10 protein-coding genes are annotated in these 14898 nt (G+C 39.0%); 6 read left to right on the top strand and 4 right to left on the bottom strand.

The window, feature by feature from the left end:
* The first annotated feature begins 45 nt into the window (after positions 1 to 45).
* Both ASC84_RS03170 and ASC84_RS03175 read left to right on the top strand, forming a co-directional pair.
* Positions 46 to 1521 carry a GGDEF domain-containing protein gene (locus ASC84_RS03170; RefSeq protein ID WP_056511656.1) on the top strand — a complete coding sequence of 492 codons (1476 nt, stop codon included), beginning with the start codon at positions 46 to 48 and terminating at the stop codon, positions 1519 to 1521.
* 22 nt (positions 1522 to 1543) lie between these two features.
* Complete coding sequence (locus ASC84_RS03175; RefSeq protein ID WP_056511658.1) at positions 1544 to 3034, top strand: amidase; 1491 nt, start codon at positions 1544 to 1546, stop codon at positions 3032 to 3034.
* Between the two features lie 497 nt (positions 3035 to 3531).
* On the opposite strand, the gene ASC84_RS03180 is transcribed toward ASC84_RS03175, so the two are convergent.
* From ASC84_RS03180 to ASC84_RS03190, 3 genes are read right to left on the bottom strand one after another with little or no spacing between them, the layout of a single operon-like run.
* Positions 3532 to 5022, bottom strand: a complete 1491-nt coding sequence (locus ASC84_RS03180; protein WP_056511661.1) for a sulfite reductase subunit alpha — start codon at positions 5020 to 5022, stop codon at positions 3532 to 3534.
* A gap of 12 nt (positions 5023 to 5034) precedes the next feature.
* Positions 5035 to 5625 carry a PepSY-associated TM helix domain-containing protein gene (locus ASC84_RS03185; protein ID WP_056511664.1) on the bottom strand — a complete coding sequence of 197 codons (591 nt, stop codon included), beginning with the start codon at positions 5623 to 5625 and terminating at the stop codon, positions 5035 to 5037.
* A 60-nt stretch (positions 5626 to 5685) separates the two neighbouring features.
* Complete coding sequence (locus ASC84_RS03190; RefSeq protein ID WP_056511667.1) at positions 5686 to 7242, bottom strand: DUF2271 domain-containing protein; 1557 nt, start codon at positions 7240 to 7242, stop codon at positions 5686 to 5688.
* Positions 7243 to 7343: 101 nt separating this feature from the next.
* Between ASC84_RS03190 and ASC84_RS03195 the strand changes: the two genes are divergently transcribed.
* The 4 genes from ASC84_RS03195 (at position 7344) to ASC84_RS03210 (ending at position 11653) form a co-directional block, all read left to right on the top strand.
* Positions 7344 to 8240, top strand: coding sequence for a DUF4198 domain-containing protein (locus ASC84_RS03195; protein ID WP_056511670.1), 897 nt, complete (start codon positions 7344 to 7346; stop codon positions 8238 to 8240).
* Between the two features lie 700 nt (positions 8241 to 8940).
* Positions 8941 to 9819, top strand: coding sequence for a sulfite exporter TauE/SafE family protein (locus ASC84_RS03200; protein ID WP_056511672.1), 879 nt, complete (start codon positions 8941 to 8943; stop codon positions 9817 to 9819).
* Positions 9820 to 9962: 143 nt separating this feature from the next.
* Positions 9963 to 11054: a 3-deoxy-7-phosphoheptulonate synthase gene (locus ASC84_RS03205; RefSeq protein ID WP_004719768.1), complete on the top strand. Its 1092-nt coding sequence runs from the start codon at positions 9963 to 9965 to the stop codon at positions 11052 to 11054.
* A 74-nt stretch (positions 11055 to 11128) separates the two neighbouring features.
* A complete protein-coding gene (locus ASC84_RS03210) occupies positions 11129 to 11653 on the top strand; it encodes a protein tyrosine phosphatase family protein (protein ID WP_034615591.1) in 525 nt (174 codons plus the stop codon).
* A 128-nt stretch (positions 11654 to 11781) separates the two neighbouring features.
* Here ASC84_RS03210 and ASC84_RS03215 read toward each other — a convergent pair whose 3' ends face one another.
* Positions 11782 to 14706 carry a M66 family metalloprotease gene (locus ASC84_RS03215; RefSeq protein WP_056511676.1) on the bottom strand — a complete coding sequence of 975 codons (2925 nt, stop codon included), beginning with the start codon at positions 14704 to 14706 and terminating at the stop codon, positions 11782 to 11784.
* Between the last annotated feature and the right edge of the window lie 192 nt (positions 14707 to 14898).

Below are 14898 nucleotides of genomic sequence, written 5' to 3' on the forward strand. Positions count from 1 at the left end.
AATATTGGCTTAGAGATTAATCCCTCTTTAGAATAGGTTCGCAAATTGCCTCGAGCTATCGCATATTTAAGTCAAGCACTTAAAGACAACATCTCTGCATTTTTTATTATTGCAATGATTATTTTTGTCTGCGCATTGGCTGGAATATTTGGTAGACCCTTATCCTTTCTTGCCATTTTTTGGCCCGCAAATGCTGTTTTACTTGGACTTTTTTTAAGGTTTCATCGCTTAAAAAATATAGGTGGGTGGATTGGCGCATTTACTGCCTTTATGCTTGCAGATCTGATTACGGGAAATTCTTTTTTAATCACCTTCTTTCTGACTTTAGCCAATCTATCTCATGCCTTGGTCACATTAGGACTGATTCGATTTTTTAAACTGGATTATAAACAATATAATAAAGGCTTAACATTTTTATACTTATTTGCAATCAGTGCCTTTGGCGGTTGTTTAGCTTCACCAATCGTCGCAAGTTTAACGGTCCCTTATTTACCAAACACCTTTATGGTTATGGATAGAATCTGGATTGATTTTGGTATGTGGTGGACGGGAGAAATCCTCAATGTCATTGCCTTTTTACCGATTATATTGGCAATCCCAGATAAACAAACCATTCAGAGCCATATCCAACAATTTAAACAACAGCCTTTTCAATACGAAAAATTTCTTCCGCTGTTAGGAGTCATTTTATCCGTCATTCTGACCCATTTTTTCCTGGGTCCTGGTGCAATTATGTTCCCCATTGCAGCACTGGTCTGGGCTGCACTAAGCTATAACCTATTCTTTGTCTCTATCATTAACTGTATTGTGTGTATGCTGCTCTATAATGCATTGACTGCATATTATATTGCACAGTCGCCAGATGCCTATTTAGGCACCACACTGTCTGTACGCATCGGTTTAATGATGTTGGCTTTAGGGCCTTTAACCCTTGCAATTATCAGTTTAAATCGCCAAAAGCTTTATCACCAAATCTTATACTTAGCCAATCATGATGGTCTCACTACCACACTCAATCGTCGTTATTTCTATGAAGAAAGTGAACGTACCATTGCAGAGGATGTTGAAAAGCAACAAGCACACAGTGTCACGATTTTGGTTTTAGATTTAGATCATTTTAAAAAAATTAATGATCAATATGGCCATGTGATTGGCGATTATGTTTTGCAAGAGTTTACCCATCAAGTCAAAGCACAAATTCGTGCTAATGATCTATTTGGTCGCTTAGGTGGAGAAGAGTTTGCTATATTATTAAAAGATCTATCTTTAGAACAAAGTGTTGCCATTGCACAAAGAATTTGTAATAGCGTTTTCAATACCCCGATTCATTTAGATGATCAGCGTAGCTTAAATATCAGCGTCAGTATTGGCTTAAGTTATCAGACTTTACCCTATTGCATACCTTTTCAACAGCTGATTAAACGGGCTGATGATGCTTTGTATTTAGCCAAGGAAAAAGGTAGAAATCAACTTTGTTTAGAAACCACGATCGAACAAAACCAAAAGATATTTGCCCAATAACTCAAAACAGCAAGGGAAAGCTATGAAATTTTCAGAATATATTCAATATGATGGTATCGGTTTAGCACAGCTTGTTCAAAACAAAGAAGTACAAGCACATGAATTATTAGAAATCGCAATTCAACGTGCTGAGCAGGTAAATCCTAAAATTAATGCGATCGTTATTCCGATCTATGAACACGCATTAAAAAATACCCAAAATTATGCGAATGGCCCCTTTTCAGGTGTACCATTTTTACTCAAAGATCTACATCAAGAATATGCGGGTGTCGCAACCTCATCTGGTTCTAAAGCATTTAAAAATGCTAAATATATTGCTAAAGAAAACTCAGAAATCGTCAATCGCTGGGTAAAATCGGGCGTGGTTACTTTTGGTTTAACCAATTCGCCAGAGTTTGGCATTAAAGGTATCACTGAACCTGAAGCTTGGGGCAGTTGCAAAAATCCGTGGAATTTAAAACACAATAGTGGCGGCTCTTCTGGAGGTTCTGCTTCTGGCGTTGCAGCGGGTATCGTACCAATTGCAGGTGCAAGTGATGGAGGCGGTTCTATTCGGATTCCTGCCTCGTATTGTGGCTTATTTGGCTTAAAGCCAAGTCGCGGACGTACACCTTGGGGACCTGAAATCAGTGAAGCAATGCATGGGGCTGCGATGCAACATGTATTGTGCAAATCAGTCCGTGACAGTGCAGCTATGTTAGATGCTACTCAAGGCTCAGATCGTACTGCGCTTTTCAATATCCAAAGCCCGACTGAACGCTACTTAGACATCATTGAAAAAGCCCCAAAACGTTTGCGAATTGGTTTTTCCACTGTTTCACCGATTGGAACCAAAGTTTCAAAAGATGCAGTACAAGCCATTCAAAAAACGGCCAAACTTTTAGAGTCTTTAGGACATATTGTTGAAGAAGCAACGCCTCAAATTGACGGTATGGCGCTTGCCAAAGACTTTATTACCACATGGTTTAGCCAATGCGCTTATACAGTGAATCAAGTCAAACAGCGATTTGGTGCAACAGATCAAGATTTTGAATTAGATACACTGGCAATTGCAGCATTTGGCGCCAAAGCTTCTGCTGTGGACTACATCAACAACCTCAATAATTGGGGTGTTTATGTTGCAAGAATGAATCATTTCTTTGAGCGTTATGATTTATTTCTAATTCCGTCTACAGCTTCAGTGGCACCGAAAAATGGTGAGGTAAAAACACCATCTTGGCAGGTTCCGATTTTAAAAGCCTTGCTCAAAGTCGATCAAGCCCATTTACTGGCAAAAGGTAAGCTGGTTGAGCAAATGATTAAAAATAACTTGCAATGGGTTCCATTTACCCAATTGGCCAATATCACGGGCTTACCTGCCATGTCAGTACCCTTATATTGGAATAAAGATAATCTGCCTTTAGGTTCACAATTTATTGCACCTTTTGGACGTGAGGATGTGTTATTGCAACTGGCAGCACAGTTAGAGCAAACGCAACCTTGGGCATCTAAATATCAAAGCATTGCGATATAAATTTTATCTGTGTGAATATTCACATTAGACATCTGGTACTGATGTGAATATTGGTTTGAGAATTAGGCTTAATTCTTGAGTCGATTATTAGATCTTGCATAAGTAAAAAATGAGCATTCAATACCTACCCATTTTTTGGTCTGAATATCCAATGACTTGCGCTTATATTGATGAATTATACGTGGTCGTTCTATCGTGTGGCGACATGGATGTCGCCGTTGGGCGGGGGTATAGGACGTACCCCTCGCCCATGAGCAAAAACAAAGCACTGCTTTGTTTGCAGCGCAAGGTTTGGCATCTCCTACGAAAAGTGAGGCATCGCCTACGCAAAGCTATTTAAACTTTAATTATAAAGTGTGGCATTGCAAACTTTTCAATCATACATACTCATTTCTATGGAGAAGTATAAGTTCCATAAATTATAAAGTTTACTTTCGCAATACTATTCTTAGCTCATTACTTTAATCATCTATATAGAGATGAGAAACATCACACAATCAATATACGTCACGTAAGTAACGTTTTTGTTCAATCAACTGCTCAAACTGATCTTCACCTAAAATATCGATTAATACTGTTTCAACCCCTTGTGCCATCCCTTTTAAACTACCACAAATGTAAATTGATGCACCTTGCTCAATCCATTGTTTAAGTTGCGCTGATTTCTCCAATACACAATCTTGTACATATTTCTGATTATCTGTATCACGTGAAAACGCATAATCAATTTGCGGCAGTACAGACTGTTGTTGCCATAGATTCAATTGATCTGCAAAGCCAAGGTCAATTTGGTACTGACGTTCGCCATAAATTAACCAGTTTTGCTGAAAAGACCATTCTGCGCGTTGTCGAATATGTGACATCAAGCCTGCAATCCCAGAACCATTTCCAATCAAAATAATAGGTTGATCATTTTGAACCAGATAAAATGCAGGATTTGAACGAACTCGACAAGAAATTTGCTCACCTAAAGCCAGTGCATGGGTAAGATAGCCCGAACCCAGCCCTAAACCTGTTTGATGAACTTCTCGTCTGACCACCAACTCAATCTGGCTTTGTGATGTAATACTGGCAATCGAATACTCACGAATCGGTAAGTCTTCTGCCTGTGCCAACCATTGCTCAAATGCCGTTGAATGCTGCATGGCATCAAATGATCGTAAATTCTTAAACCGCAATAACTCTATTTGATGACTAGCCTGAAACACATTTGAGTTTTGAAGATTAAAACGATCTAAAAACGCCTTGATTTGTGAATCTGTGTTGGCACATTGAATTTCAAGAATATCACCAGATTTCCAACATAATGCTTCAACTTGGGTAAACACAAGATGATACATTGGATGCCCTAAACTACCTTGATTTAACAAATGGCGTTCAGATAACACCACAGAATGAAACGGATGTTGTGTCAATTGAACAGGTTGAGCTGAATATTGCGGCAAAACTAGGTTAAGTTGAGTTTGCCATTCCGTCAGACCTGTAGGGTTTAGTTGATCAACACAAATCATGGGAAATAAAGCTTGTGCATGGTTTTCAGTTAACCATAAATCCAATTGTCTACCAAAATTACAGAAATTTGCATAATGCGAATCACCAAAAGCCAACACAGCATACTCAATGTCATTTAAATCAAATGACTTTGTCATTACGTTTTTAACAAACTGACGTGCTGAATCTGGTGCATCACCCTCGCCATAAGTACTAACGATCCATAGAATCTTTAAGCTACGTTTAAATAAAGCAGCATTCACCTGTTCAATATTCAAGCACTGGACCAAATAATCTGAAGCAGACAATTGCTGGACTGTTTGCAAAGCAAAACTTTCTGTCTGCCCTGACTGACTTGCATATACAATCAAATATTCATCTTCATTTTGGTCTAAATTGCGTTTTGATTGAGGTCTAAATAAAAGCAACAGAAAAATGCCATGAAAAATAAACAAGATTGCTAAAAATATAAGTACAGTCAGTACAGCATGTGTCATTGTTCTAACCTTTTATACCACTGTCCAAACCAGAAGCATCAATAGCGCTAAGCTGAATACCGTCAAGAAAAGATGTGTTTTTAAGCGAGTCTTAATACTTAAAAATAGGATATAGCCTGCCAATGATAAGATCGTAATAATGATTGCACTGATATCAATCAGCCAAGTCCATGCTTTACCCGCATTTTTTCCACGGTGCAAATCACTGATTAATGAAACGGTAGATGCGGGTTTAAGCGTAATTTCAGCTTGACCATTGTCTAAAGTGACCCAAATATCTGTTGAACCTGCTGGGCTTGCCAAATGAATCATGACTTCATTGTCCATGACTTCACCACTCTTATAACGACCAATGACTGCATGATGTTGTCGTAGATAATCTACGATTTGAGTGTTTGGATTCTCTTGGCCTTTAATTTGAGTCAGGACATTTTCAGGCAAGGTAATCGTTTCAGTATTTTCATCTGTTGCAGGGGTAAACCATTCAGGGTGGTTTAAAATTAATCCCGTAACAGCAAAAAAGATTAAGACAATAAAAGCAAAAGCTGATAACCAACCATGCACATAACGTGCATGGCGGTAAAAATCTCGACGTTGATACACAATTAAATTCTCATCAAAATTTTCATCAAAACGCTTATCCGAACACGCATAGTCAGCAAATTAATTCACTTTCTGGAAATTCAGTTTGACGACACCGATTTCTTTTTGTGCAGGTAAATTTTGAGAAGAAGCTTTTGCTTTTACATCCAAGTTAAAGGTTTGATAAGAATGATCACCATGCTCACGTGAAGCTTCAACATGTATTTGATACTGCCCTGCATCTACAGTTTTACCATTGTCATCTTTACCATCCCAAGCCAGTTTATAATTACCCGGTTGGCGTGACGGTTTAGCAACTGCATCCAAGTTCGTTATTTGACGACCATAACGGCGCCACCATACATAGTTTGAATTAATCCATTTCGGGTCTTTGCCCCAAGCTGCAAGTGTCCGCACTAATTTTTTATCACTGTCGGTCACCCAGATCGAAATATAAGGTGCGCGATAATTTTCCACAACCAATTTGGGAATAACCAAATCGATCACCGCTTGATAACCTGCGGGCCATTTTGCTGAAGCATTTGCTGCAACATTATGAAAATCTGCTTGCTGTGGAAGTTGAACCAACGCATTCCAACCTGTGCTTTGGTACGTTTCACCCGTTGAAAGTGTCAGTTGAGCTTCATAACCGAGCAAAGATTCGATCAGTTGCATGCCTTCTGCTGGCTTCATCACAGTCAAGGCTGTTGCTAAAGCATCTGCATCCGCAGCACATTTTCCAACGACTACACATTGTTCAACATGTTGGATTGGCAAACCTGAATATGGATCTAAAAGATGAGATTGACCAGCCAAACTACGATAACCTTGACCACTGAATGCGACTGCTTGGTCTTTTAAATTTAAAACTTGGCTTGGGGCTAGATTGTCATAGTGATGAAAAGCATCTTGTACACCAACATTCCAACCCGCTTGATTGGGTGAAGTCCCCCAAACGCGCATGTCACCACCGATATCCAGTAAAATACCTTTTAAATTAGGGACCGCTTGACGTGCTGCAATTAAAGCTCGATCAATAATATAGCCTTTTGCATAGCCATCTGGTGCAAAAGTAACTGAGCTATCCATTTTCACACTTTTTGTTTTTTCATCCAAACGAACACTGTTGTCTTGCAACTGCGAAAGCAATTGATCACGTGTACTTTGATCAATTTCAAGCACCCCATTGGCCTGTTGCCACATTGCGATCAAATTGCCTAAACGTGCATCAAATGCACCACAGGTTTTACCACGCCAAGCTTCACATGCAGCAATCACCTGATACAAATCCGAAGATGCTGTGAGCTGTTTTTGTTGGTTAAGTTGTGAAATTTCACTGTCATCTTGCCAAGTAGATAACACTCGATTCAAATCAGAAATTTCTTTTTCGATTGCAGCTGTTGCACGCGCAGCATCTTGTTGCGAAGTTCCAGTAATCACCACATCTAAAGATGTACCTAAAACATGATCACGATGGAAGTGATGACTTTCCAATTCAATATTATTATTGCTTGCAGCAGAAACCTGCATTGTTTCTGCATAACTATGTAGTGGAGATATCAGTGCTAATGCCATGACCAGAGGCGAAAGACGAAATACAGCACGAGTTGAGGGTGAACGTCTGCTTGATGAGGACATACGGATAGTCTCTGAATTTTGTTAAAATAATATTGATAATGATACTTGTTATCAAGTACATTATGTAAAATATTTTAACTTAAGTTTACAGGACGCTTGAAATGAATCAATGGCTCAAAATTGCCTTGCTATCTGCATTACCCGCTGTTGGTTCTGCGCATACCATCAGCCCTTTTATTCTCCCTGAAGTTTTTGATACCAGCGCATCACAAAATATAAGCTTCCAGAGTTCACTAACCTTAGAAAAGTTTTTTGTTCCCAGCATTAACTTTAAAACCAGCTATCTACTTACAGATCCTAAAGGTCAGCAAATAAAAATAAATCCTGCTGCCGAATTAAAACGCTTTAATGTTGCTGAGTTTGATCTTCCAAGTGAAGGGACTTACCGTATCCGTACAGATAATGCTTTAGGGAATAGTAGTAAATACGCCCTTATAGATGGTCGTTGGTTACGTATCCGCCCTGTACGTCCACAAAATGTAAATATGCAAGCGCCTAAATCTGAACAACAAAAAGCCGATGCTGAAAAAAAACCAGTAACACCACCACAACCGCCACGTTCAGTTTCAGCAGACCAAGTCCCTGCAAACGCACAAATCTTAGAAGTTAAAAACAATATTATTGCTGAAAGCTTTGTCACCAAAGGCAAACCAAGTCCTGTCCCAGCAGTCAGCAATAAAGGATTTGAAGTTAAGTTTTTAACCCATCCAAATGAATTGTTTGCTGGTGAATCATTAAAAGCGCAGATTTTACTCAATGGCAAAGCTGTACCAAACCTTGAGGTTGATGTGTTTAAAGGCGCCAGCAGCTATGAAACCAGTGCACAACGTGAACAACCACATGTAAAAACCAATGCAAAAGGTGAAGTAGAAGTTAAATTTGAAAAACCTGGAATTTATTTGATTACGACTTCTTACCCAGAGGCTAATCCTGACAATAGCAAAAAGCCAGAAAGTGAAATTTTTACTTATGGTCTAACCGTTGAGGTTGCTGAGTAAATCCTATTAAGATCTTAATTTTTATTTAATAGATCTTGCGAAAGTTAGTCAAAAAAATGAGCATTAAGCACCCATCCATATTTTAGACTGGATATGCAATGAGTTGTTCTTATATTAACGAATTATACATGGTCGTTCTATCGCGTGGCGACATGGATGTCGCCGTTGGGCGGGGGTACAGGACGTACCCCTCGCCCAACGGAAGATTTTTGTCACCTTTTCATCTCTGAAAAGTGAGGCATCGCCTACGCAAACCTATTTAAACTTCAATTGTAAAGTGTGACATTGTAAGCTTTTCAATCATACATATTCATTTCTATGGAAAAGTATAAGTTCCAAGTTATAAAGTTTACTTTCGTAAGAAAAGCCAAATAATTAGCATATTTATTAGCTTTCTTTCACAAGTCTTTTTAAAAGCATAAATCGACATAAAAGCACCCTCATCCTAGCCTTCTCCCAGAGGGAGAAGGAACTTTCAATACGAATATGATTCAATTCAAATGATCATTTTTCAATCCATCAAAGATGACCGAATCAAAATTTAGAATAATAATCAATTAGATAGATATAAAAACCTGCATTATGCTAAAGTTAAAAGACTTTAGCATTTTTTTGCATAAGCAAATCAACAATCAAGACAACCACTTATACAAAAAAGTCATAAGATATGCCTGTTTTTTGATATCTGGCAATATAAGTCATGTTTGGTCCTGTTGAGTTTATTCTAGCTGGCGTTTTAGTCGGCTTCTGTGTAGGTATTACTGGTGTAGGCGGTGGTTCACTTATGACCCCCATCCTGATTAGTTTATTTCGAATAGAACCCCACATCGCAATCGGAACAGACCTACTCTATGCGGCTATTTCTAAGTTTTGTGGCTCGATGGTTCATGCTAAAAAACTGAATATCGTTTGGCCGATTGTTCTCTGGTTAGCCTTGGGCAGTGTCCCTGCTTCATTTATCACCCATTGGGTTTTAGACAATTACCTCAGCAGTTCAACACACTACAAAGCCATTTTAACCATGGTGTTAGGCTTTATGCTGACCATAACAGGCTTGTCTATCGTGTTCCGTTCTAGAATTGAAAAATTCTTTGCCAAATTTCGTGCAGAAAAACAAGATTTTCATGAAGCCAATAATTTCAACATTGAAGGCAAACGCACTTATGTTGTGATTATGGGGATTGTACTGGGCGTATTCGTGACCCTTTCTTCTGTAGGTGCTGGCGCATTTGGTATCATGGCACTGATCCTCATGTTTCCCAATTTACCGATGATTCGTATCATCGGTTCCGATGTGGTACATGCTGTTTTGTTAACCTCTGTTGCTGGGTTTGCACATATGACATCTGGCAATGTAGATTTTCATCTGCTTGGATGGTTGCTGGTGGGCTCAATTCCTGCAATTGTGGTAGGGACCTTGATCAGTTCTAAAATGCCAGAAAAAATGATTCGCAAGGTTTTGGGGATCACCCTATTTGCCTTGGGTATTAACTTTATCTTAAACCCAGTTAAATCCAAACCTGTAGAAAAACCACAGGCTGCAATGGTGACGCTATCCGTCCAACAACCACAGGTTTAAAATTAAGCTTTTATTGATAACTAATAATTATGAATTGACCGTAAAGTTTTAATGATTTATTTATGACAAAACTTCGGCCAATTCGTGTTATATTCTGACCACTAAAAATACTTTCTGTATGTTTCTAATACCCAGTGACGGCAATGAATACATTAAATTCAAATCCAATTACTCAATCAGATATTGATGACGTGAATGTCCAAAGCATTCAAACGCTGGTAACCCCAGCGGAACTTAAAGCTGAATTACCATTAAATGAAAATGCCTACCAAACTGTACTTCATGGTCGGGAAACTGTTCGTAATATTTTAGATGGTAAAGATAAACGTCTATTTGTTGTGATTGGCCCTTGTTCTATTCATGACCCTGTTGCAGCACATGATTATGCAAATCGTTTAAAAGTATTAAGTGAAAAAGTAAAAGATACTTTATATATCATCATGCGTGTTTATTTTGAAAAACCTCGTACAACCGTTGGTTGGAAAGGTTTGATCAATGATCCAGATATGAATGATTCTTTTAATATTGAAAAAGGTCTACGTTTAGGTCGCAAACTATTGCTTGAGTTAAACGATAAAGGCTTACCTTGTGCGACTGAAGCGCTTGACCCGAACTCACCACAATATTACCAAGATCTTATTTCATGGTCTGCAATTGGTGCACGTACAACGGAAAGCCAAACGCATCGTGAAATGTCTTCTGGTCTTTCTTCACCTGTAGGCTTTAAAAACGGTACAGATGGTGGTTTAACCGTTGCAACCAATGCCATGCAGTCTGTTAAACATGGTCATAGTTTCTTGGGTTTAAATAACGAAGGCCAAGTTTCAGTGATTCGTACCAGCGGTAACCCTTATGCACACGTTGTATTACGTGGTGGTAATGGTAAGCCGAACTATGATGCGGGCTCTGTTGCTGAAGCGGAAAATGCGTTAGCAAAAGCCAAAGTAAGCAATAAAATCATGATTGATACCAGTCATGCTAACTCAAATAAAGATCCGTATTTACAACCGCTTGTGTTGAAAAATATCACCGAACAGATTTTAGATGGCAATAAATCTATTGTCGGCATTATGGTTGAAAGCCATATTAAAGGTGGACGCCAAGATATTCCTGAAAATCTGGCTGATTTAGAATATGGTAAATCGGTGACTGATGGTTGTATCGATTGGGAAACCACTGAAAAAGCGCTTCTGGAAATGGATGCAGCTTTAAAAGAAATTTTACCAAATCGTTAATTAATATAAAAACGCCATCTACATAGATGGCGTTTTTGTTTATGATGTTATTAAACATTTTCTGTAAGAATGCTATGAACGAACTTGAACAAGAACTCTGTCAAATCGCAAACTTCCAGTTTGTCCACGAACATTTACTGACTTCAGGTCAGCCGAGTGCTGAACAACTGAAACAGATTAAAGAATACGGCGTAGATACAATCATCAATCTGGCATTTACAGATGCCAGCTTACACCTTGAACATGAAGATAAAATCTGTGCTGAGTTTGGGCTCAACTACATTCAAATTCCAATCCATTGGGATACACCAGCAGATGATCAATGCTTATTTGTGTTAGATTTGATCGCGCATTTGGTACAGGAAAAAATTGTTTGGGTACATTGTGCAAAAAATATGCGGGTGAGTTGTTTGATGTATTTATACCGCCAATATTATATGGATATCGATATGCCAACCGCACAAGAGTTGATGCATCAAATTTGGGAACCTAATGAAACTTGGACCGGTTTAATACATGCCGTTGCCTTACAACTACAAGGGCGTAAAGCCACTGAAGATTTACAACACTCTTTGATGAATGCGGATCAGTTTTCTTAAACCAACATAACAACAGTCCAATCATTGATGCATTTAAGTAAAATCATCAACATGAACAAAAATAAGCGCCTTATGGCGCTTATTTTATTGTGATTAATTAATTTTTGATTTGCTTATTTGATCAATGGTTACTTGATTAGAAGCTGCTTGATCAAAGCTAAATTTTCAGCACGGGTTGCAGCCAAAATCAAACTGTTATTGGCAGTAAGATTTGTCCATTTTTGATTCCCACCAGTACCGCAATTATAACTAATCAAACGTGCTCGGTTATTGCTTAAATAGCCATATTCCAAATCAAAACATTTTGAACCTTGCTCGATACGTTGCAGTGTGGCATTCATCGCCCACACTTGGCTTGCTGCATCATGGTTACATGAGCTTAGATTAATCACCCCACCCTGATTGGCTAAACACTGATCCATATATTTTTTACTGTGGATTTTACCCATTGCATCGTAGATCCACTGTTCAGTGTCATCACCCGTGCAGCCGCTCTTACCACTGATATAAGCATTCAATTTGCCATTAGCCAGTGTTTCAACTTTTAGACAATTTGTCCCGTTTTTAATGCTGGAAACATGGTTTAAATTGAAATCAGTACTTAGTTCCAACTTTGCCACAAACTGATTAAATGCCTCAATTGCTTCAACATTGCCACTTTCGAGATCAGTTCGATATGCATTTATCCAGCGATTTAAACGATAAAGTTTAATTTGCTGTTGGGTATAACGGACCATTTCTGTTTGCGCGTCCGCTGACAATTCAGTTTTAAATTGACGATAAGAGTCAAATAATAAGCGTGAATCCGCATCTAGGCTAACCACCTCTTTACCTTTATTATTCAGCAAAGCTTGTTCGAGTTGTGGCATTTCAAGTGTTCTTAATGCCGAATACTCTGCTTCTTTACCAATAGAAACAAAAGGTGCCATTGCTTGTGTAGTGACTGGAATATTGATATTCGACAATTTCACTGCTTGCTGACCTGCTTTTTGGCAGTAAAGATCAACATTTTGAGGTGTATCACTTTGCGCAAGGTTGATATGGAATTTGTTGGCATTGCTACCTGAATTTACCCGTTGTGGAGCAAGTGCAATATTTTCTACTTTGTTGGCATACTGCACATTTAACCAACAACTTGCAGCTGTGCCAGTCGTGTTGGCCTGAGGTAGATTAAAGACATTGCCCCAATTGCCTCGTGCCGCAGGATAAATAATCCCCACCTGATTGACTGGATCATAGCCACCTAAAATCGTATAAACAGGCACACTAAACAAACGTGGTTTTAAAAAGTTACCATCGGCACTGTTATACCAGACATTGCCTGAGTTTGGCGTTTTGGGTTGTGCATCAACCATTTCACGTGTTGCTGCATTCCATTTTTTATAGCCTGTTGTAGAGTTTGGATCCCACACGTATCTATCAAAAGCAGGTTGAATTTTTAACCACATACTATAACCAGTATAGTGGGTATATTTGGAAATCGAGCTAGCGCTAGATCCACCACTCATGGCATCCCAACCATAGGCATAGAGATTTTGGAAGTTTGGTACACCATTACTGCCATCACCTAAATTGGTATTGCCCCAATTTAAATTGCCACGCATTTTATTTCGAAATGCAATGTATCCCCAACCGCTGTCCGCATGGTGTGCAGACCAGAAATAATTTGTGCGACTTCCACTTGTTTCGACTGAGCCAGGATAATGCCCTAAACCATAGTGATGACCGATTTCATGGCTAAATTCATTCCCCACCGAATCGATCAATGTCAAAATACCATTTCCACCACTTAAGCCGTGATTGGACTCACCATTGGCATATTTACCTCTGGCATGATGAATCACCACACTTTGAGTCACTTGTGGTTGCTCTTGGCTTTGCATCGATGAACTGGTGACACCCCAGTTCGCTAAATTAATTCCAACACTAAATGTCGATTTAGCGGTGTTTTCACGCATATCTCCATCATAGACACCACCATTGGTTGCACTGACAGAATCGTAAATGACACCACTTGCAACCATAACCCGATTAAGCTTCATTTCATCGTATTTGCTGACAATCATTTTTGCAGCAGGGATGGTTTGGAAATAATCTGTTCCTGCTTTTTCAGGTTCCAACAACATATAGTGACCATTGGATTTAGGTGCATCAGTCAATAAACCTAAACGAATACTTTGCACCACCAACTCGCCTGGTGCGGCAAAATCAATATCTGTCCCAGCTAAAGAACCACTGCGATTGTTTACAGAGTCTATAATACGGATGGATAATCCTGAACGTACCTCATCCCACTTTAATGCTACTGACCATGCCTGTTTAGAATACATTACCCGCGCTCGATCATCCTGATTAGATTGATCTGAAGCAGCAAGACGTGAAGGCTCTTTTAGATTTACGGTACGTATCAGTTGGTTACCTTGATAGATTTCCGCTTGTAATTTATCAACATCTCCCATCGAAACCAAAGGTGTAACCAATAACAATGCATCTTTTTGCGTTGTCAAACGCGGCATTTTATCCTGTTCATTATTCTTCGGATTCACCACATGACTTTGGGCAAACTGTAGCATTGCAGCAAAGTCACCATTTAAATCATTGCGCAATAAGCGATTTCCACCCTGTGCATTAAAATCATAAAAGCCTAATACACTGCTTGAGATTTTATTTTTAACTGGTTCTGGATATTTTTCTACTACAGGTGGTGTTGTGCCTGTACCACCATTTGAGCCACCCGAACCGCTCTCAGGAGGCTGAGTCGTACCACCGTTTGAACCGCCCGAACCATTCCCAGGAGGTTGAGTCGCACCACCATTTGAACCGCCTGAACCACTCTCAGGAGGAGTCTCAGTTGATCCACCGTTTGAACCACCTGAACCGTTGTTTGGGGTTTCTGGTGTACCATCCCCCGGTAACTCATTTGTACCATCGCCAGGGTTTTGCGGTATATTCGATGGCTGATCATTTGTAGAATGGCTATCACTACCACCCCCACATGCGATAAGCATTGCTGAAAGCGTACAAATTGTTAAATATTTAAACCGTAATTGCATCACATATCTTCCCCATATTTATAACGACTTATCTCTATCCTTGGTTTCTGAGATTAAATTAAAATAATTATATATTTCAATTATTTAAATATATCATATTGTTTGTAATCATGTGATTTTTATTTAAAAATATAAAAAGGACATATTGCTCTAAATTTTACTTTTATGGATTTATTGAGTTTTAGGTTGTTA

It is taken from the genome of Acinetobacter sp. Root1280, assembly GCF_001425285.1.
Taxonomy (GTDB): domain Bacteria; phylum Pseudomonadota; class Gammaproteobacteria; order Pseudomonadales; family Moraxellaceae; genus Acinetobacter; species Acinetobacter guillouiae.

What these genes read in the sequence shown, in the direction of transcription:
- ASC84_RS03175 (WP_056511658.1), top strand. Translation starts at nt 1,544, where the DNA reads ATGAAATTTTCAGAATATATTCAATATGATGGTATCGGTTTAGCACAG.
- ASC84_RS03180 (WP_056511661.1), bottom strand. Translation starts at nt 5,022, where the DNA reads ATGACACATGCTGTACTGACTGTACTTATATTTTTAGCAATCTTGTTT.
- ASC84_RS03190 (WP_056511667.1), bottom strand. Translation starts at nt 7,242, where the DNA reads ATGTCCTCATCAAGCAGACGTTCACCCTCAACTCGTGCTGTATTTCGT.
- ASC84_RS03195 (WP_056511670.1), top strand. Translation starts at nt 7,344, where the DNA reads ATGAATCAATGGCTCAAAATTGCCTTGCTATCTGCATTACCCGCTGTT.
- ASC84_RS03200 (WP_056511672.1), top strand. Translation starts at nt 8,941, where the DNA reads ATGTTTGGTCCTGTTGAGTTTATTCTAGCTGGCGTTTTAGTCGGCTTC.
- ASC84_RS03205 (WP_004719768.1), top strand. Translation starts at nt 9,963, where the DNA reads ATGAATACATTAAATTCAAATCCAATTACTCAATCAGATATTGATGAC.
- ASC84_RS03210 (WP_034615591.1), top strand. Translation starts at nt 11,129, where the DNA reads ATGAACGAACTTGAACAAGAACTCTGTCAAATCGCAAACTTCCAGTTT.
- ASC84_RS03215 (WP_056511676.1), bottom strand. Translation starts at nt 14,706, where the DNA reads ATGCAATTACGGTTTAAATATTTAACAATTTGTACGCTTTCAGCAATG.